The sequence below is a fragment of the Pseudomonas kuykendallii genome (assembly GCF_900106975.1).
Classification (GTDB): Bacteria; Pseudomonadota; Gammaproteobacteria; order Pseudomonadales; family Pseudomonadaceae; genus Pseudomonas_O; species Pseudomonas_O kuykendallii.
Genome location: NZ_FNNU01000001.1, coordinates 720,921 through 740,001 on the forward strand (window position 1 = coordinate 720,921; position 19,081 = coordinate 740,001).

Annotated in this window: 20 protein-coding genes; 5 read left to right on the top strand and 15 right to left on the bottom strand. The window is 66.0% G+C overall.

The features are described from left to right. The first annotated feature begins 19 nt into the window (after positions 1-19). A complete protein-coding gene (locus BLV15_RS03250) occupies positions 20-547 on the top strand; it encodes an REP-associated tyrosine transposase (protein WP_090224580.1) in 528 nt (175 codons plus the stop codon). 183 nt (positions 548-730) lie between these two features. Here BLV15_RS03250 and BLV15_RS03255 read toward each other — a convergent pair whose 3' ends face one another. The 3 genes from BLV15_RS03255 to glnT all read right to left on the bottom strand — a co-directional run bounded on the left by BLV15_RS03255 (position 731) and on the right by glnT (position 3,957). Next, positions 731-1,345 (bottom strand): TetR family transcriptional regulator, encoded by a 615-nt coding sequence (locus BLV15_RS03255; protein WP_090224582.1) that lies wholly within the window; start codon positions 1,343-1,345, stop codon positions 731-733. A gap of 153 nt (positions 1,346-1,498) precedes the next feature. Further along, positions 1,499-2,569 (bottom strand): putative urea ABC transporter substrate-binding protein, encoded by a 1,071-nt coding sequence (locus BLV15_RS03260; protein ID WP_090224584.1) that lies wholly within the window; start codon positions 2,567-2,569, stop codon positions 1,499-1,501. A gap of 29 nt (positions 2,570-2,598) precedes the next feature. Next, positions 2,599-3,957: a type III glutamate--ammonia ligase gene (glnT, locus tag BLV15_RS03265; RefSeq protein WP_090224585.1), complete on the bottom strand. Its 1,359-nt coding sequence runs from the start codon at positions 3,955-3,957 to the stop codon at positions 2,599-2,601. 154 nt (positions 3,958-4,111) lie between these two features. Between glnT and BLV15_RS03270 the strand changes: the two genes are divergently transcribed. Next, positions 4,112-5,107, top strand: coding sequence for an alpha/beta fold hydrolase (locus BLV15_RS03270; RefSeq protein WP_090224588.1), 996 nt, complete (start codon positions 4,112-4,114; stop codon positions 5,105-5,107). A 36-nt stretch (positions 5,108-5,143) separates the two neighbouring features. Here BLV15_RS03270 and pbpG read toward each other — a convergent pair whose 3' ends face one another. Continuing rightward, positions 5,144-6,061 carry a D-alanyl-D-alanine endopeptidase gene (gene pbpG / locus BLV15_RS03275; protein WP_407072441.1) on the bottom strand — a complete coding sequence of 306 codons (918 nt, stop codon included), beginning with the start codon at positions 6,059-6,061 and terminating at the stop codon, positions 5,144-5,146. Between the two features lie 230 nt (positions 6,062-6,291). Between pbpG and BLV15_RS03280 the strand changes: the two genes are divergently transcribed. Together BLV15_RS03280 and BLV15_RS03285 are read left to right on the top strand one after the other, a co-directional pair. Further along, entirely contained in the window at positions 6,292-6,609 is a 318-nt protein-coding gene (locus BLV15_RS03280) for an ElaB/YgaM/YqjD family protein (protein WP_090224591.1), read from the top strand. A 4-nt stretch (positions 6,610-6,613) separates the two neighbouring features. Further along, a complete protein-coding gene (locus tag BLV15_RS03285) occupies positions 6,614-7,210 on the top strand; it encodes an NAD(P)-dependent oxidoreductase (RefSeq protein ID WP_090224592.1) in 597 nt (198 codons plus the stop codon). 89 nt (positions 7,211-7,299) lie between these two features. On the opposite strand, the gene BLV15_RS03290 is transcribed toward BLV15_RS03285, so the two are convergent. The 8 genes from BLV15_RS03290 to BLV15_RS03325 all read right to left on the bottom strand — a co-directional run bounded on the left by BLV15_RS03290 (position 7,300) and on the right by BLV15_RS03325 (position 14,686). After that, on the bottom strand, positions 7,300-7,755 hold the full coding sequence (locus BLV15_RS03290) for an OsmC family protein (RefSeq protein ID WP_407072440.1): 456 nt from the start codon (positions 7,753-7,755) through the stop codon (positions 7,300-7,302). Between the two features lie 202 nt (positions 7,756-7,957). Next, entirely contained in the window at positions 7,958-9,907 is a 1,950-nt protein-coding gene (locus BLV15_RS03295; protein ID WP_090224596.1) for a DUF7844 domain-containing protein, read from the bottom strand. 27 nt (positions 9,908-9,934) lie between these two features. Next, complete coding sequence (locus BLV15_RS03300; protein WP_090224598.1) at positions 9,935-10,255, bottom strand: DUF2388 domain-containing protein; 321 nt, start codon at positions 10,253-10,255, stop codon at positions 9,935-9,937. A gap of 173 nt (positions 10,256-10,428) precedes the next feature. Further along, positions 10,429-10,734 carry a DUF2388 domain-containing protein gene (locus BLV15_RS03305; RefSeq protein ID WP_090224599.1) on the bottom strand — a complete coding sequence of 102 codons (306 nt, stop codon included), beginning with the start codon at positions 10,732-10,734 and terminating at the stop codon, positions 10,429-10,431. A gap of 224 nt (positions 10,735-10,958) precedes the next feature. Next, positions 10,959-11,168 (bottom strand): DUF1127 domain-containing protein, encoded by a 210-nt coding sequence (locus BLV15_RS03310; RefSeq protein ID WP_090224601.1) that lies wholly within the window; start codon positions 11,166-11,168, stop codon positions 10,959-10,961. Between the two features lie 517 nt (positions 11,169-11,685). After that, complete coding sequence (locus BLV15_RS03315; protein ID WP_090224603.1) at positions 11,686-13,122, bottom strand: NAD(P)(+) transhydrogenase (Re/Si-specific) subunit beta; 1,437 nt, start codon at positions 13,120-13,122, stop codon at positions 11,686-11,688. Positions 13,123-13,125: 3 nt separating this feature from the next. Continuing rightward, complete coding sequence (locus tag BLV15_RS03320) at positions 13,126-13,440, bottom strand: NAD(P) transhydrogenase subunit alpha part 2 (RefSeq protein ID WP_090224605.1); 315 nt, start codon at positions 13,438-13,440, stop codon at positions 13,126-13,128. A gap of 124 nt (positions 13,441-13,564) precedes the next feature. Beyond that, positions 13,565-14,686: a Re/Si-specific NAD(P)(+) transhydrogenase subunit alpha gene (locus BLV15_RS03325; protein WP_090224606.1), complete on the bottom strand. Its 1,122-nt coding sequence runs from the start codon at positions 14,684-14,686 to the stop codon at positions 13,565-13,567. A gap of 464 nt (positions 14,687-15,150) precedes the next feature. On the opposite strand from BLV15_RS03325, the gene BLV15_RS03330 reads away from it, so the two are divergent. Continuing rightward, on the top strand, positions 15,151-16,782 hold the full coding sequence (locus BLV15_RS03330) for a hybrid sensor histidine kinase/response regulator (RefSeq protein WP_090224608.1): 1,632 nt from the start codon (positions 15,151-15,153) through the stop codon (positions 16,780-16,782). On the opposite strand, the gene BLV15_RS03335 is transcribed toward BLV15_RS03330, so the two are convergent. From BLV15_RS03335 to BLV15_RS03345, 3 genes are all read right to left on the bottom strand, one after another. Then, positions 16,783-17,409: a response regulator gene (locus BLV15_RS03335; RefSeq protein ID WP_090224609.1), complete on the bottom strand. Its 627-nt coding sequence runs from the start codon at positions 17,407-17,409 to the stop codon at positions 16,783-16,785. A gap of 104 nt (positions 17,410-17,513) precedes the next feature. Further along, complete coding sequence (locus BLV15_RS03340; RefSeq protein WP_090224611.1) at positions 17,514-17,987, bottom strand: hypothetical protein; 474 nt, start codon at positions 17,985-17,987, stop codon at positions 17,514-17,516. 147 nt (positions 17,988-18,134) lie between these two features. Further along, positions 18,135-19,040 (bottom strand): LysR family transcriptional regulator, encoded by a 906-nt coding sequence (locus BLV15_RS03345; RefSeq protein WP_090224613.1) that lies wholly within the window; start codon positions 19,038-19,040, stop codon positions 18,135-18,137. Positions 19,041-19,081: the final 41 nt, after the last annotated feature.

Below are 19,081 nucleotides of genomic sequence, written 5' to 3' on the forward strand. Positions count from 1 at the left end.
CCAGGCAAAGGATTGCCGCATGCCCAATTACCGTCGCGAACGGATGCCCGGCGGCACCTATTTCTTCACCGTCACCCTCGCCGATCGCCGCTCCACCCTGCTGGTCGACGCCATCCACGACCTGCGCCAGGCCTACGCCACCGCGATGAAGCGAACGCCGTTCGACACCCCGGCCATCTGCATCCTCCCCGATCACCTGCACGCACTCTGGACGTTGCCGCCGCACGATCACGCCTACTCGCCGCGCTGGAGCCTGATCAAGGCCGGCTTCTCGATGCGCTTACCGGCGGCGGAGAAGCTAGCCGCCAGCAAGCAGCGCGAACGCGAGAAAGGGCTCTGGCAACGAAGGTTCTGGGAGCACCGCATTCGCGATGAGGAAGACCTCGCGCGGCACATCGACTACATCCACTGCAACCCGGTCAGACATGGCCTGGTGAAGCGCGTCGGGGATTGGCCGCATTCGAGTTTTCATCGGTATGTGAAGCACGGAATGTTGCCGGCGGATTGGGGCGGCGGTGCGGGGATCGAGGGGGTGTTTGGGGAGTGACCCGTTGCGGAGTGCGGGCAGGAGACTCATGCGGGCGTTGGGGATGGTGGGCTGAAGCCCACCCTACCCTCACCGAACCCGTAGGATGAGCATCAGCCCACGCGACCCTCACCGAACCCGTAGGGTGGGCTTCAGCCCACCAAACGATCACCAGACCATCCACACGACCGCCGCTGTCCAAGATCAGCCCTTCGTCGGCAACAGCTGCATCAGGTTGGTGGTGAAGAAGGCGGCGTTCTTTTTCAGGCTGAACAGCTTGGGGTCGGCCAGCCAGGTCTGGGTGATGCCCATCAGCGCGCTGTAGAGCAGCGCCGCGCAGTCCTCCGCCGGTTGCTCGCCGCCCAGTTCGCCGCGCTCGCGGGCGAGGCTGATGTGGCTGGCCAGGCAGTGCACGATGGCGCGCGTCAGCTTGCGCTCGCGGCGCATGGTGCCGGCGACTTCGGACGTCAGCTCGGTCTTGTTCAGCAGGATCTCGAAGGACTGGCGGTGCCAGCGGTTCTCGATCAACAGGCTGAACCAGTGGGCGATCAGGTAGCGGATGGCTTCCAGCGGCGTGTCGGCCAACGCCGTACTCTGCGCCACCAGGTGCTCCAGCGGCTCCTGGGAATAGTGCAGGACGGCCTCGTAGAGTTCGTCCTTGTTCTTGAAATGCCAGTAGATGGGGCCGCGGCTGAAGCCGGCGGCGTCGGCGATCATCGCCAGGGTGGTGCGCGAGTAGCCGGTCTTGCTGAACTGTTCGAGCGCCGCCTCGATGACTTTCAGGCGGGTTTTCTCGGCGTCTTCTTTGGTGCGGCGCATAGCGGATTCGTAGGTAATGGAAGGCCCCGGGAAGGGGCCTCCTTGGTCCAGGCGTCAGGCCGTCCAACCCCCCATGCGGGAGGCGGATGCGCCCTCGGAACCGGTCAACAGTCTGGCGCGCCGGAGGCCGGTGCGCAGGTCGCAGACAGGTTCTCAGAGTTTGCCATCGGCAGCCATCTGCATGTAGGTCGTGTCGAAACGCAGCTTGGTGTTGCCGGCATCGCCGAGCAGCTTGCCGTTGGGCATGCTGATGCCGATGAAGTCGACGCTGGAGGCGCCTTCGCCCAGCAGGCCGTGGTCGAAGGAGAAGTGTCGGACGCTGTCCATCGCCTTGTAGGCCTCTTCGCTTTCGATGAAGCTCAGCGAGTCGGTCGGTTTCCAGAACATCTTCATGCCCTTGAGCTGCGACTCGTAGCCGGCCTGGTCGGTGCCCGAGGCCTTGCCGAGGAACGCGCGGGCGTCGGCGCCTTCCTTGGTGTCGCTGGCGATGATGCCCATCACTTCGTACCAGGCACCGACCACGGCCTTGCCGAAGGCCGGGTTGTCCGCCAGGGTCTTGCTGTTCACCAGGGTCAAGTCCTTGATGTGGCCGGGGATCTTGCTCGAATCGAAGACCAGCTTGGCGCCGGGGGTTTTCTCGACTTCATCGAGCAGCGGGTTCCAGGTCACCACGTTGCGCACGTCCTTGCTGGCGAAGGCGCCGACGATGTCCGCATCCGAGGTGTTGACCACCTGCACGTCGCGCTCGCTCAGGCCGACGCTTTCCAGCGCATGGGCCAGCAGGTAATGCGAGACCGACAGTTCGACCAGGTTGACCTTCTGCCCCTTGATGCTCTTCAGGTCGCCGTCCTTCATGACCATGCCATCGTTGCCGTTGGAGTAGTCGCCGACGATCAGCGCAGTGCTGTCGACGCCACCGGCGGCGGGAATCGACAGGGCATCCATGCTGGTCAGCACCACGGCGTCGAACTGGCCGGCGGTGAACTGGTTGATCGATTCAACGTAGTCGTTGATCTGGGTGATCTTCACCTCGATCCCGTACTTGTCCGCCCATTTCTTCATGATCCCGGACTCTTCCGCGTACTTCCACGGCATCCAGCCGGCGTAGATGGTCCAGGCCAGGTTGAACTGTTGCTTCTGTTCGGCGTGCGCGGCCATCGGCAGCAGGCTGGCGCAGGCCAGGCCGGTGGCGCAGAGCAGGGTTTTCAGTGTCTTGAACGACATGTGCAGCTCCTTGTTCGGTCGAAGAATGGTCAGAAGAATTTCAGATAACGCTGGATTTCCCAGTCGGATACGTGGGTGTGATAGGCATTCCATTCGTCACGCTTGAAGTCGACGAAGGCTTGGAAAAGGCTGTCGCCGAAGACTTCACGGCTCAGCGGGTCCTTCTCGAAGGCATCGATGGCCTCGCTCAAGGTCCGCGGCAGGCACTCGATGTTCATCTCGGCGACCTGCTTCTCGGTGTAGTTGTACATGTTTTCGCGGTGCGGCAAACCCGGCTCGAGCTGTTCGCGTACACCCTCCAGGCCGGCGGCGAGGATCATCGCAGCGCCCAGGTACGGATTGCAGGAGATGTCCGCGGCGCGGCACTCGACGCGGCCGCCCTGCGACGGGATGCGCAACATGTTGGTGCGGTTGTTGTTGCCGTAGCAGACGAACACCGGCGCCCAGGTGGAGCCGGACATGCTGCCCTTGCGCACCAGGCGCTTGTAGCTGTTCACGGTCGGCGCGATCACCGCGCAGATGGCCTGGGCATGCTTGAGCACGCCGGCGATGAAGTGGTAGCCGAGCTTGCTCACGCCGCAGTCGTGCAGGTCGTCGCCGTCGGGCTCGAACAGGTTGCGCCCGGTCTCGCGGTCAGCCAGCGACATGTTGTAGTGCGCGCCGCTGCCGGTGCGCTTGGCCGAGGGCTTGGGCATGAAGCTGGCGAAGGCGCCATGCTTGCGCGCGATCTCGTTGGCGAGCATGCGGAAGAACACGAAACGATCGGCCATGGTCATGGCGTCGGCGTACTTGAAGTCGGTCTCGAACTGGCCGTTGGCGTCTTCGTGGTCGAAGGAGTAGACGTCCATGCCGATCTCGTTCAGCGCCTCCACCAGCTCGCCGATGATGTGCATGTTGTCCATCAGCCCGCGCGGGTCGTAGCAGGGTTTGGCCAGGTCGTCGCGCACGCTGATCGGCTCGAAGCCGCCGTCGGCGCTGTCCTTGTAGATGAAGAATTCGGTCTCGATGCCCAGGTTGAAGGTGTAACCCATGGCCGCGGCGGCATCGGTCTGGCGCTTCAGCGCGCCGCGCGAGCAGGCGGCGAACGGTTTGCCGTCCAGGTACAGGTCGCTGGCGAACCAGGCGAGGTCCTTGTTCCAAGCGCACTGGATGGCGCTGGCCGGGTCGGGCATGGCCGCCACTTCATTGTCGCTGATGTCCTGCGGCACGCCATCCAGCGCGGCGCCGGTGTACAGCTCGGAGCCGCCGAGCATCTGCCCGAGATGGGACAGCGGCACGAACTTGCCCTTGATCACGCCGTGAATGTCCACGTAGCTGGCCATGGCGTACTTCACGCCTTTGGCTTGCAGGCTGTTCTTCAGGTTTTCCGCTTCGGGATGACGACTCATTGCAGTGCTCCAACAGGAAAAGGGTTCAGCGCCCAGCGGGCGGTGGCACGATTCCTTCATTCAACATACATGCCATCGTGTATATATAACGGCGATAGCGGAGGTCCGCGAGCACCTCGCCCAGCCGCCGATTCGCCACGGGAGCGAACTGCAATTGACTGATATGAAAAGAGAAAAGCTCTTCTTCGAGCTGGGTGAACTGGCTCTGGAAAGCGGTGCAGCGTTGCGTCAGGCGCGTCTTTGCTACCAGGTCGTTGGCCAGCCGAACGCCACGCGCGACAACATCGTGCTGATTCCCAGCTACTACGGCGGCTCACATTGGGGCAGCCTGCCCCTGCTTGGCGCAGGCAGCCCGTTGAGCGGCGGCGACTACTGCGTGGTGCTGACCAACCTGCTCGGCTCGGGCTGGTCGACGTCGCCGAGCAATGCCGCCGAGGGCCAGCGCGGCGCCGACTTTCCGCGCGTGTCGCTGGACGACAACGTCGAGGCGCAGCGGCGCCTGCTCGATGCGCTGTTCGGCGACTGGCAGCTGGCGCTGGTGTGCGGCTGGTCGATGGGCGGCATGCAGGCCTTCGCCTGGGCCATGCGCCATCCGGAAAAGGTCGAACGCATCCTGCCGTTCTGCGCCACCGCGCGCTGCTGGCCGCACAACCGGGTGTTCCTCGACGGCGTGGCAGCCGCGTTGCGCGCCGACGCCGCCTGGCAGGAGGGTCGCTACGAGGCGCCGCCGGAACGCGGCTTGCGCGCCTTCGGCCGGGTCTATGCCGGCTGGGCCTATTCGCAGGCTTTCTATAGAGAGGCGCTGTATCGCCAACTGGGCTTCGCCGACGTCGAGGCGCTACTGGCGTTCTGGGAAAAGGATCACCTGGAACAGGACGCCAATGACCTGCTCTGCGTGCTCGACAGCTGGCAAAGCAGCCAGCCCTCGGAGCCTGCGCTGGCGGCCATCCGCTCCCGCGCGATCATCATGCCGAGCAGCAGCGACCTGTACTTCACCGTGACCGATGCGCGGCACGAGGCCAGCCTGATCCCCGCCGCCGAGCTGCGCGTGCTGGAATCGGACTGGGGACATTGCGCCGGCGGGCCGGGCCGCGAGGCGCAGGCGATGCGGCAGGTGTTCGCCGCGATGGACGAGTTGCTGCGCCGTTGAACAGGAGGGCCGGGGCTCGACGCCCCGGCAGGACCGCTACTTCGAGGCCTGCATCTTCGCCGCAGGCTGCGCGGCCTTCTCCCGCGCGGCGAGGTTCTTCTGCTGCTTGTAGCTCTTCGCCGCCAGCGGAATCGCGGTGACCTTGCCCGTTTCCAGCCAGTTGCGCAGGCGGGTGGCGTCGGCCATGTGGGTGTACTTGCCGAACGCATCGAGCACCACGAAGGCCACCGGCTTGCCGGCCATGGTGGTGCGCATCACCAGGCAATGCCCGGCCTCGTCGGTGAAGCCGGTCTTGGTCAGCTGGATGTTCCAGTTGGCCTTGTAGATCAGGTGGTTGGTGTTGCGGAAACCCAGGGTGTAGTTGGGTTTGCGGAACGCCACGGTGCGCTCCTTGGTGGTGCTCATCTCGCCGAGCAGCGGATACTGGCGGCTGGCCTTGAGCAGCAGCACCAGGTCACGGGCGGTGGAGACGTTGTCCAGCGACAGCCCGGTGGGCTCGACGTAACGCGTGTGGCTCATGCCCAGCGCGCGCGCCTTGGCGTTCATCGCCGCGATGAAGGCCTTCTGCCCGCCCGGATAGTGGTGCGCCAGGCTGGCGGCGGCACGGTTTTCCGAGGACATCAGCGCCAGCTGCAGCATCTCGCGGCGGCTGATTTCGCTGCCGACGCGCACGCGGGAGAACACACCCTTCATTTCCCTGGTGTCGGCGATGTCGATCGGCAGCACCTCGTCCAGCGGCAGCTTGGCGTCGAGGGTGACCATCGCCGTCATCAGCTTGGTCACCGAGGCGATCGGCACGACCACGTCCGGGTTGCTGGAATAGAGCACCTTGTCGCTGTTCAGATCGACCAGCAGGGCGCTGCCGGAGGCGAGCTCCTGCACCGGCGGGAGAGCCGCAGCGCCTTTGTCGGCCGCATGGAGGGAAGCACTGAGAGCGCTGCCGCAAAGCAGCAGGAGCAACGGGCGAAATATCTTCACGGGGCACGTCATGGGCAGGTGGACTGAGGCCTGGCGGGAGCCTGGCCGCGGCAGTATAAGAAAATTTCGGCGCGGCGCGAGGGGCTTTCGGCACGGCGCCCTACCCACCTCGCCGCCAGCGAAGCGGCGATCGCCGGCAAAACGCAGTGCACCTCTGCGCGAAGCGGCGGTCCAACGCAGCACATTCCCCTGAAGGAGCATTCGCCATGAGCCTCTTTTCCCGCACTCCGACCACCAAAGAGCAGATCCAGGACGAAATCGACAACCTGATGAACGCCCTGCACGACCTGCAACAGAGCGCCAGCCGCGACTCGCGTCGCAGCATCCACGACCTCAGCGACCGTGCCGAGCGCCTGTGGAACATCTCGCGCGAAACCTTCGGCGACACCTACGGCGACCTCTCGCGCAAGACCCTCAAGGCCAGCCGAGCCGCCGGCGAATGTGCACGCCAGCATCCGCTGTCCACCGCGCTGGTGGGCGTTGGCGCCCTGGCCCTGATCGGCTGGCTGATCTCGCGCCGCTGACGCCATGCGCAACGCCGAAACGCCGGTCCTGAAGTTCGCCCTGTACGGCGCGCACTCGAGCCTCGGCAGCGCGTTGCTGAGCGAACTGCTGAGCCGCCAGCATGAGACGGTGGCGGTGGTCGGCGACCTCAATGCCGTCGACGTGCACCCTGGCCTGCGCGCCAAGCTGGGCGATCTCTACGATGCCGCGAGCGTCGGCGAAAGCGTCGCCGGGATGGACGCGGTGATCGTGTTCGCCAGTGCACCGCGCCTGCCCGTGGGGGCCGACGATCTGCCGCCGGGCCGGCAGGGCGACCTGCCGGATGCGCTGCGCGCGCTGGACGCCGGCATGCCAAAAGCGAAGGTGCAGCGGCTTTTGCTGATCGTCGACCCCGCCTGGCTGGACGACGCCTGCAGCGCGCTGCTGCTGGACGGCACGCTGGACTGGACGCTGGTGGCCGCGCCGGAAATCACCGGCGACTTCGTCCTCGACGACTTTCGCCGCGCGGATGAGAACGACGGCAATGCCCCGCTGCAGTCGCTGCGCCGAATCGCCGCGGGCCTGGTGGACGAACTGGAAAATCCGCAGCATCGCCGCGAGATGATGAACTTCGTGCTCTGAGCCGGCGCTCTGCGCAGCGCCATACCGCCCGTCCAATCACGCCCCCCACGCCAGGGAGCGACCCGCAGGCCGCTCCGGCGTCTCCTGCCTCAGCTCTCCAGCGTGGCGCTCAGGCTGATCTTCGCATTCAGCACTTTCGATACCGGGCAGCCTTCCTTCGCCTTGTTGGCGATTTCCTGGAAGGTGGCATCGTCGGTGCCCGGGATGCGCGCCTTCAGGGTCAGCGCGATGGCGGTGATCTCGAAGCCCTCGCCGACCTTGTCCAGAGTCACTTCAGCGGTGGTGTCGATCCGCTCGGGCGTCAGTCCCGACTGACCGAGCATCATCGACAGCGCCATCGAGAAACAGCCCGCGTGCGCGGCGCCGATCAACTCTTCGGGGTTGGTCCCCGGCGCGCCTTCGAAGCGGGTGTTGAAGCCGTACGGGTTTTCCTTCAGCGCGCCGCTCTGGGTGCTGATGGTGCCTTTGCCTTCCTTGAGGTTGCCCTGCCAGACGGCGGATGCGGTCTTCTTCATGACGAATACTCCGATGGATTGAGTCTTCATCAGAGGCGGTGGGCGGGAAACAGTTCGTTCGAGCGCCCCGATCGGCCCCGGGCGAAGCGAGACAACGATGCCTTGTGGATACGGCGGACTGAAGCGGACCGCCACCCAGCCGCGATCTCGTAGGGTGGGCTTCAGCCCACCAGGGCCGCGACCGTTCCCGTAGGGGCCTCAGCCCACCAAGTTCACCGTCAGCCCCACCGCCTCAGGGCAGCTTCAGCCCGCCGGCCTGCTGGTGCAGCGCGCGCAGGTGCTCGCCGACCTGCTTCAGGTTCGCCTCGCTGTCCTCCAGTTCGCGCCGCCGCTCAGGCAGCAGGAGCTCGCGCAGGTCCTTGTCGAGGTCGTCGCTGAGGTTGCGCAGGGTCTGCTGGCGATCGGCGGTCTGTTGTTCCAGGCGCGCCCACTCGCTCGGCTGCGGCAGGCCATAACCGCCCTCGAGCAGCTCGGCGGGACGACTGAGGAATCCGCTGTTGAGCAGCATCCGGCCGATGGTATCGCCGGCCTTGTTCAGCGTCGGGTCGCTGGCCGCATCGGCGCCCATGTAGCGTTGCTTGAGCTCATCCTGGGCCAGCAGCAGCTGCTGGCGGAACGCGGCCTGCTCGAGCAACAGCAGCGCGGCGCTGGCCTGCAGGTCGGCGCGCTGCAGCCACGGCCGGCGTTGCGCGGCCGGCTGCCTCAGCCAGTCGTCCACCTTCGCCTGCGGCACCGCCAGGCGCTGCTTGATCACCGCGAACATCGCCTGATAGCGGTCGCGGAACGAGTCGAAGCGATAACCCAGGCGCAGCGCTTCCTTCGGATCGGCCAGCACGCTGCGGTCGGCCAGGCCGCGCCCGGCCAGCGAGTCGAGCAGCCCGTTGGGCATGATGCTGTCGAGGCCCTCCAGCTCGGCGCGCCCGGTTCCGCTGCGCAGCAGCTTGAGGGTTTCCACCGCGCAGTTGTTGGAGAGGAAGTAGTAGTTGCCGTCGTAGCTCCAGTGCAGCTCGGCGGCGCGGCGCACCAGCGCGTCCTGCTGCTCGCGCGGCAGGCGCAACGGGATCGAGGCCAGGCTGCGCAGCTCGACCTTGGTGTATTCGTCGATCACCTGCGCCAGCGGCAGGATGAACAGCCGCGACGGATACACACCGGTCAGGCCGTCCCAGCTGGACAGCTGGATGTCGCCGACGAAGGCGCGGAAGGACAGCACCAGGTGCTGGTCCAGGTCCAGCCGGCAGGCCGGACCGCGCGGCCGACCGGGCGCGCAGACCACCAGGCGCAGCATGCTGTGACCCCAGCGGCTGACCCAGTTGTCGTTGGCTTCGGCGAACAGGTAGTCGACCTCGTAGACGCGCGCAGGATCAAGCTTGCCCAGCGGCGCCTTCTGGTAGTCGCTGCTGGCGTTGAGGTAGGCGAACTCGGCCGGGCAGGCCTGGGCGCGCGCCGGCGCCCAGCCGAAGTGTCCGCTGAAATAGCGCTGCAGCGAGGGTCGCCGGCAGGCGTACTCCGGGTCCAGCAGGAAGTACTCCATGTTCACCGCGACGAACTCGCGCGGGTTGCTCAGCTCGTAGCCGTCCGCACTGCGCGCGACCATGCCGTTGCGCCCTTCACGTGCGCCGCGCTGGCCGACCGCCTGCTGCCAGCCGGCGAGGTCGAGCAGGCGCGGATCATCGGAAAGGGTGAAGCGGCGCTGCACGTCGCCGCGGCAGGCATCGCGCTGGCCGACCAGGCCATGGCTCTGCGCTTCGCGCCGGCAGCGCTGCAGGCGCGCGCGCTCCTCGGGCGACCACAGGCGGGCGCGATCGTAGAGATGCGTCAGCTCGTGCAGCACGGTGGCGAGCAGCTCGGCGCGCACCGTGCCGTGGGGACGCCCGGTGCGCTCGTGGGCGGCGCTGCCGTCCACCAGGCCGTGCAGCAGCCGGGCATTCAGCGACAAGGCATCGAGGCGGGTGATGCGCCCGTAACCGTTATCCGGCAGGTCGTGCGACCAGTGCACCGTAACCTGCCGGTCCAGCGCCTGGATGAAGCGCGGCGGCAGCTTGGCGAAGGCTTCGTCGATCAGCGCCTGGCTGGCCTGAATCTGCGCCGCATCCAGGCCCTTCTCGTCCAGTCGCAGACGCAGGTCGGCGTGACTGGCGCAGGCGAACAGCAGCAGGAAAACGCCGAGCAGTCGCGAAAACATCGGGTGGGCGGCCCTCGGCGAGTGCGGTCAGAGCGCCAGGATGGCGCTGGCAAGTTCCTGGTCGTCGGCGGCAGCGGCCTGCGGATAACGGGCGCGCAGGGCGCCGAAGGCGGCTTCCAGGCGAGCGCCACGAATCTCGCCGTTACTGGCGACGAAGCTCGCCGCGTCGTCACGGGCCTGGACCACGACCTTCATGTCGCGCACCGAGGTGGTGGTGTCGGAGGTGAAATCGATACTGCGCCCGAGGGCGCGGACGACGATGTTGCTGGTGGCTTCCAGGGTATGGGCCTGAGCGGCGTCGACGGTGAACAGCAGGATCGCCGAGGCGGCGAGCAACGAGGTACGCATGGTGGGTCTCCCTGAATGAGTCGCCATTGGACGGGCAACAGGCTCGCCAGTTCAACGAAGCGGCAAGAGGCCGAACGACGGGCTGTGTAGGCGAAGACGCCAGCCACGCTGCGAGCCGGTGGTGCCGGGCGCGGCAAGGCTAACGGATGCGTCGCGGCAGTGCCAGTGTGGGCTCAGCGCGCAAGGATCGCCTCGGCCAGCTGCATATCGCTGGCGCCGGGCTGCACCCCTTCTTCACGCAGGTAACGCAGCGCCGCTTCCAGCCGCGCGCCGCGGATCTCGCCCTGGCTGGCGACGAAACTGGCCGCATCCGAACGCGCCGGTACCAGCTTGGAATCGGTGACGGAGGAGATGAGATCGCTGGTGCCATCGACGGTGGCGGACAAGGCATCGCCGATCTGGTCGAGGGTCGCGACGAAGCTGGAGGCGAAGGTCGGCGTGGTGATGAGCAGCGAGCAAAGGAGGATGAGGCGGCGCATGGCGATGTCCCGGAAAGCGGCGATGCGAAGGATCGCCCGGCAGCTTCAGACTAGCGCAAACGAGGCGGGTTCCGGCGCGGAGTGGCGCGGGTTGCGTTTCAGGGCATTACGGGGTCTCGCCCTGGATTTCGAGTGCGCAGATACAAAAAAACCCGTCGGCGTTGTCGGCGACGGGTTTTCTGTTCGGCACGCTTTCGCGTGTCACGCGCTTACGCGGCATCCACTCAGCGCCAGAACGGCTTGTTCAGCTCGGAGAAGCGCTGTGCCTCGCTGATACCGGCGTCGGCGAGCAGGCGGGAATCCAGACGCGCCAGCTGATGACGGCTGGCCATGCGGCGCTGCCATTGCAGGAGGTTGGCCAGCAGGCGAAGCGGCATTGCCGATTTCGAGGAGACTTGTTGGGTGTTCAGTTCGGAACTCAGGGTGCGTTCCATGATGACGTCCTTCCGCACTCGGCGGGTTCGGTTAATTTCTGAGGTAAATGATGCGCCTTGGGAAGAGAACCCTGTAGTCACAGTTACCCGAAATTGTGCTGGTTTTAACGGTTTCACCTCCAAACTGTTCTGTTACCGAATGCCGCAACTGTTCCGGTAATGCTCGCTGTTGGTGCGATATTTCTACCCAAACCGCCCGCTCTGCACGCTTAAGTGACACACGACCAGTACAGTTTCATCGATATTTTAGAGCACAGTTCTGGATGAAGCCGTTTTGCCAGAGCTTTCTATGGCCTTATCCGAAAAATCCAGTGGCATACCCTAAAAATCAGAGAATGGTGTTTCTAGCGCCTGGAACCGGCACAGTACAGCCGGTAATTCTCCCGCGTGCGCACCTGCCATCCATAACGATCACTGGACCGGTAACGGCATCGCGTGAGATCCCACAGCGGAATCCTCCGACCGAACGAAAAACGCCCCGCGGGCGCGAGCCGGCGGGGCGTCTGGCATTGGGGACTCAGTCCACCGCTTTGACCATGTCCTCGATGACCTTCTTGGCGTCGCCGAAGACCATCATGGTCTTGTCCAGGTAGAACAGTTCGTTATCCAGGCCGGCATAACCGCTGGCCATCGAGCGCTTGTTGACGATGATCGTCTTGGCCTTGAAGGCTTCGAGAATCGGCATCCCGGCGATCGGCGATTTCGGATCGTTCTTCGCCGCCGGGTTGACCACGTCGTTGGCGCCGAGCACCAGCACCACGTCGGTCTGCCCGAACTCGGCGTTGATGTCTTCCATCTCGAAGACCTGCTCGTAGGGCACCTCGGCTTCCGCCAGCAGCACGTTCATGTGCCCGGGCATGCGCCCGGCCACCGGGTGGATCGCGTACTTCACGGTGACGCCGTTGTGGGTCAGCTTCTCCACCAGCTCCATCAGCGCGTGCTGCGCGCGAGCCACCGCCAGGCCGTAGCCGGGAACGATGATCACGCTGTCGGCGTTGGACAGGAGGAACGCGGCGTCGTCGGCCGAGCCGGATTTCACCGGACGCTGCTCGCTGCTGCCCGCGGCCGGACCGGCGTCAGCCGAGGAACCGAAGCCGCCGAGGATGACGTTGAAGAACGAGCGGTTCATCGCCCGGCACATGATGTAGGAGAGGATCGCGCCGCTCGAGCCCACCAGCGAACCGGCGATGATCAGCATCGAGTTGTTCAGCGAAAAGCCGATACCCGCGGCCGCCCAGCCGGAATAGCTGTTGAGCATCGACACCACCACCGGCATGTCCGCGCCACCGATGGGGATGATGATCAGCACGCCGATGACGAAGGCGAAGATCAGCATCAGGCTGAACGCCACCAGGTTGCCGGTGAACATGTAGGTCACGCCGAGCACCAGGATGGCGATGCCGATCACCAGGTTGATCATGTGCTGACCGGGGAATTGCACCGGCGCACCCTGGAACAGGCGGAACTTGTACTTGCCCGAAAGCTTGCCGAAGGCGATCACCGAACCAGAGAAGGTGATCGCACCGATGGCGGCGCCGAGGAACAGCTCCAGGCGGTTGCCGACCGGAATCGGGTCGTTGATGCTGGCGACGATGCCCAGCGACTGTGGCTCGACCACGGCGGCGACGGCGATGAACACCGCGGCCAGACCGATCATGCTGTGCATGAAGGCGACCAGCTCGGGCATCTTGGTCATTTCGACACGCTTGGCCATGATCGAGCCGGCGCTACCGCCGACCAGCAGGCCGACGATGACGTAGCCGATGCCGGCAGTCGCCAGCTCGGCACCGAGCTTGTAGATCAGCGCCACGGTGGTGAGTACCGCCAGGCCCATGCCGAGCATGCCGAACAGGTTGCCGCGCCGCGACGTGGTCGGGTGCGAAAGGCCCTTCAGGGCCTGGATGAAGCAGATCGAAGCGATCAGGTAGAGAACGGTGATCAGGTTCATGCTCATGGTTCAGTGCTTCCCTGCTTCGGCTTTCGGGGCCTTTTTCTTGAACATTTCCAGCATCCGCCGGGTGACCAGGAAGCCACCGAAGACGTTGACCGCGGCCAGGGCCACGGCCAGGGTGCCCATCGTCTTGCCCAGCGGGGTGACGGTCAGCGCGGCGGCGAGCATGGCGCCGACGATGACGATGGCGGAAATCGCGTTGGTCACCGCCATCAGCGGGGTGTGCAGCGCGGGAGTGACGTTCCAGACCACGTGGTAGCCGACGTAGATCGCCAGCACGAAGATGATCAGGTTGTAGATGCCGTCGGAAATCAGGTCCATCGGGGTGATCCTTTTCTGAGTGGGCTCACTCCCTCTCCGCGGAGAGGGGCCAGGGGCGAGGGTCCGGCGCAGCGCCGTCCGCAACCGCCCTTCGGGCTCCCTCTCCCGCGGGAGAGGGCCGTGTTCATTTGTTGACGCGCACCGCTTCGCCGCCCTTGCACATGAGGCAGGCCGCGACGATGTCGTCTTCCAGGTTGATGTGGAACTGGCCGTCCTTGTCGAGGACCAGCTTGAGGAAGTCGAGCAGGTTGCGCGAATACAGCGCCGAGGCGTCCGCCGGCACCTGGGTCGCCAGGTTGGCGTAGCCGATCAGCGTCACGCCGTGCTTGACCACCACCTGATCGAGCTCGGTCAGCGGGCAGTTGCCGCCTTGCGAGGCCGCCAGGTCGATGATCACCGAGCCGGGCTTCATCTCCTGCACGGTGGCTTCCTGCAGCAGCGTCGGCGCCTGGCGACCGGGAATCAGCGCGGTGGTGATGATGATGTCGGCCTGTTTGGCGCGTTCGTGCACGGCCTGCGCCTGACGCTGCATCCACGAGGCCGGCATCGGCCGCGCGTAGCCGCCGACACCCTGGGCGCACTCGCGCTCTTCGTCGGTCTCGAAAGGCACGTCGACGAACTTGGCGCCGAGGGACTCGATCTGCTCCTTCACCGCCGGACGCACGTCCGAAGCCTCGATCACCGCACCCAGACGGCGCGCGGTGGCGATCGCCTGCAGGCCGGCGACACCGGCGCCGAGGATCAGCACGCGCGCGGCCTTCACCGTACCGGCGGCGGTCATCAGCATCGGCATGAAGCGCGGGTAATGGTTGGCGCCGAGCATCACCGCCTTGTAGCCGGCGATGTTGGCCTGCGACGACAGCACGTCGAGGCTCTGCGCGCGCGAGGTACGCGGCGCGGCTTCCAGGGCGAAGGCGGTCAGCCCGCGCGCTGCCATCTTGCCGATGGTCTCGTTGCTGAACGGATTGAGCATGCCGATCACCACGCCGTTGGCGGCGAACATCGGCAGCTCGTCGTCGCTGGGTGCCAGCACCTTGAGCACGATGTCCGCGGCGAAGGCGTCGGCGGCGGTGCCAATGCTTGCACCCACCGCCTCGTAGGCGGCGTCCGGCAGGCTGGCGGCGACGCCCGCGCCGCTCTGGATAGTCACCCGATGGCCCTGGCCGATCAGCTTCTTGACGGTTTCCGGAGTCGCCGCGACGCGGGTTTCTCCAGCATGGGTTTCGAGGGGAACACCGATATGCACTGACCAATCTCCTGCGATCATTGTTATGACAGGCGCTGTTTACCGCCGAATCGGACCGGCAGCACATCCCGTGCCGCAAGCGAAACGGCGGGGCGCGGCATTTTGCAACTGAACCGCGACACCCATCAAGAAGTTATGAAGGGCTGTCGCGGCAATAACTACAAGTCACGGTTTGACCCGGTATTTCCCTTTCAGGCCACAGCCCGCGGGCTATGCAGCCTGTAGCGGGGAAACGGCTTCGTCAGTGGGGGCGGTCCATGGGCGAATCGAATGCTCTGCCATCAGTCGGTTTTTCGTCTGAACCGCCACGAGGTGCACCACAGCTGCGACACAGCGTCGCCGGGACCATGTAGCAAACACGACAGAACGCTACATGGTCAGCTGTTACATACCAGACACACCTGCCCGGATGACGGGCGCGCAACTTGCTACCCTTGCCGGACGCTACGACGGAAACCCCGACGATGATCCGCCCTGCCCCTTCGACACGTGATACGGAACGCTCGCAGGCCCTGGTCCGCCTGGTGCTGTCCAGCATCGCGACGCTCTACGTGATGCTCCTTTACCTCACTGGCTATCTGGTCGAGGCGCAGCTGCGCAGCATCCTGATCTACAACGCCGCCTTTCTCGTGGCGTCCTTCGCCCTGATCGCCTGGATCGTGCGCAAGCCGGGCGTCAAACCGGTGCGACGGCTGCTGGCGATGGTTCACGACTACGCCGCGATCACCTTCGCGATGATCATCGGCGGCGAGGCGATGCTGCCGGTCTACGGTGCGCTGCTCTGGGTCACGGTGGGCAACGGCATGCGCTACGGCACGCGCTACCTGACGCTGGCGACGGGCCTGGCGCTGCTGTCGATCGGCGTGATGGCGCTGCTGTCGCCGTACCTCTGGCAAAACCCCTTCGTGCCGCTGACGCTGCTGGTGACCACCTTCATGGTGCCGGCCTACGCGCACGTCCTGCTGACCCGCACGCGCCAGGCGTCGGAGCAGGCGCAGACGGCGAGCCTGGCCAAATCGCGCCTGCTCGCCCAGGCCAGTCACGACCTGCGCCAGCCGATCCACTCCATCAGCCTGTTCACCGCCTGCCTGCGCGACGCCCGGCTGGGCGACGAGGAGCGTCGCATGGTGGACAACATCGACCGCTCGCTGCTGAGCGTGGAACAGCTGTTCCGCTCGATCCTCGACGTCTACACCCTGGACAACGGCCAGGTGGTGCCGAGCGCCGAGGTGCTGGCGATGGACGAGGTGCTCGCCGGGCTGGTCCGGCAGAACACCGAGGCCGCGCGCTGGGCCGGTGTAACGATCAAGGTCCGCCCGAGCCGCTGCCACGTGCGCTGCGACCCCGCGCTGCTCGGCACGCTGCTGCAGAACGTGCTCTCCAACGCGCTGAAGTACGCGCCGGGCAAGGCGCTGCTGATTGGCTGCCGGCGCCGCGACGGCGGCCTCGCCATAGAAATCCACGACCGCGGTCCGGGCATCGATGCGCAGGACCTGCCGCACCTGTTCGACGAGTTCTACCGCGTCCGCCGCTCGCGCGACCATGACGTGGAGGGCGTCGGCCTCGGCCTCTCCATCGTCAAGCGCATCGCCGACATGCTCGGCCTCGGCGTGCGTATCCGCTCGCGGCCCGGACATGGCACCAGCGTCGCCATCGAGGGCCTGCCGCTGAGCCGCGCGGACCAATACCGACCGGCGCAGAACGAGGGCTCCAACCGGCGCCTGCTCACCGGCCTGCGGGTGCTGCTGATCGAAGACGACCGCGACGTGCTGCTGGCCACCGCCACGCTGCTGCAGAAATGGGGCTGCGAGGTGCACAGCGCCACCTCGGCGCTGGACACCACGGCGGACTTCGATCTGGTCATCACCGATTTCGACCTCGGCCGCAGCATGTCCGGCGCCGATTGCATCGACTACCTCAACCGCCTGCACGGTCGCCGCGTGCCGGCGATCGTGATCACCGGGCACGACGTGCGAAAGGCGCAGCAGGCGTTGAACGACACCCAGGTGCCGGTGTTGGCGAAGCCGGTACGGCCGGCGGAGCTGCGTTCGATGCTGCTGGCGCTGAAGCTGGACCTGCAGGCGCAGTCGGCCTGATCAGCGCCGCGCGAGCAGCCCGGCACTGGCGCCGAGGGCCGCGGCAGCGGCGCGGCTGGCGACGCCGAGCGCCTGCAGCAGCGAGGAGACGTGCAGGCGCGCGGTGAACGGCGATATGTCCAGCTCGCGGGCGATTTCCTTGTTCGACAGGCCGGCGGTGAGCAGCCGCAGCACCTCCTGCTGGCGTGGCGTCAGGCCTTGCAGACGGGCCCGCTCCGGGCTCTGCCCGAGAATCCCGCCGCGGACGTAGCGAACCACGAACTCCCCCGCGCGGATCGCCAGGATCGCGTCGCCGATCTCGTCCGGTGGCAGCGACTTGCCGACGAAGCCGTCGGCACCGGCCGCCATCACCTGATCGATCTGCGCCTCATCGTCGATCATGGAAACGATGATGATCGAGGAGCGATTGAATTCCTGACGCAGCGAGCGGATCGACGCCGGCACGCTCAGGCCGGGAAACATCAGGTCGAGGATCAGCACTTCCGGCGGCGCCTGGCGGGCCAGCGCCAGCACGGCGTCCAGGTTGGCGGCCTCCTCGATGTGCGCCGCGGGCATCATCCGGCGGACGATGCGCGCCAGCCCTTCGCGGAAAATCGGATGGTCGTCGGCGACGATGATGCGTTCCATGCGACGGGTTCCTGCTGGAAATCGGCGCGCCCCGCTGGGCCCGGTGCGGCCATGGTAGCCGCGTCGCGGCCGCGCCGGACAGCGGCGCGACGCGTGGCCGGCGGTCAGTAATCGAAGCGCGAGACGACACCCTTACGCAGGTAGATGGTCAGCAGAGAGGCCTGCGGCGCAGGCGCGGCGGCGCCGTTATTGGCGACCGCATTGACCAGGCCGTTACCCTGGCCGCTGAGCATCGAGTCGGCCATGCCGAGCACGTCGGAACCGTATTCGCTCTTCGCCGCGGTGTTGTTCAGGCGGCGCTTGAGACTCGTCGGTAGCGAATCCATCAGGCTGCCGGATGAGCCGGTAGTGGCCTGCCGGCGGTAGGTCCAGCGTTCTTCGCCGGTACCCGACACGCTGCGCGAATCCGGGGCGCCGAAGCGGTTGATCACGTCGCTGGAGCTGGTCTTGCCGGAAACCAGGTTCTGATTGATGTAGGTGACGTCGAATTTCTGCGAAGCCTGGGTGGCCTGTTGCTGGCCGGGCGCGGCGCAGCCGGTCAGGGCAAGACCTAGGGCGACGAGAGCGAGGGCTTTCATGTTCTCCTCCTGGGGACGGACGATTGTCGTTATGAGCCCACCTGCGGCGCCGGCCGCTCTGAGGCGGCAGACGTTCGGGCTGGGTGGAACGCTAGTTCCGGGGAGGGGATGAACCAATAGTACGGATGTACAGGCGGCCTTTGGCCATCAGCGCGACGGCGTCTCGCGGTAATCGAGGGCCTGCTCCAGCAGCCAGTCGCGGAAGGCGATCAGCGCGGCGGACTCCACCTTGCGCTCGGGAATCATCAGGTAATAGGCCTTGTCGCTGAGGCAGGCGTGTTCCTTAGCGATCACCAGGCGGCCCTCGGCCAGCTCACGCTGGATCAGGAACGGCGGGATCAGGGCCACACCCATCGCATGCTCGGCGGCCTGGGCGAGCATGGAAAACAACTCGTAGCGCGGCCCGCCGAGATCCCCCGCGACGTTCATGCCCAGCGACCCGAACCACTGGCGCCAGGCGTAGGGCCGGGTGGTCTGCTGCAGCAGCGGCAGGCGGGCGATCTGCGCCGCGCTCAGTTCGCCACGGCCTTCGAGCAGTTCCGGGCTGCACACCGGCAGCGAGTTCTCCGGCATCAGGTAATGCGACTGGGTGCCCGACCAGTTGGCGTCGCCGAAATAGATCGCCGCGTCGAAGGCGGTGTCGGCGAAGAGGAACGGCCGCGTGCGGTTGGTCAGGTGCACGGTGACTTCCGGGTGCAGGCGCTGGAAGGCCTTCAGCCGCGGCAGCAGCCACTGCGTGCCGAAGGTCGGCACCAGCGCCAGTTCCACCGCCTGATTGCCCTGCTGGCCCATCACCGCCAGGGTGTCGCGCTCCACCGCGTCGAGCTGCGTCGCCACTCGCCGGGAGTAGGCGAGCCCGGCCTCGGTGAGCTTCACCCCACGTCGCGAACGGCGGAACAGTGCGACGCCGAGGAACTGTTCCAGCGTGCCGATCTGCCGGCAGACCGCGCCCTGGGTCAGCGACAACTCCTCGGCGGCGCGGGTGAAACTCTCGTGGCGGGCCGAGGCCTCGAAGGCGATCAACGCCGCGGTGCTGGGAATCTTCCGGCGCATCTATGCGAAGCCCTCACTGATCAGCCACTTATTGACCGATT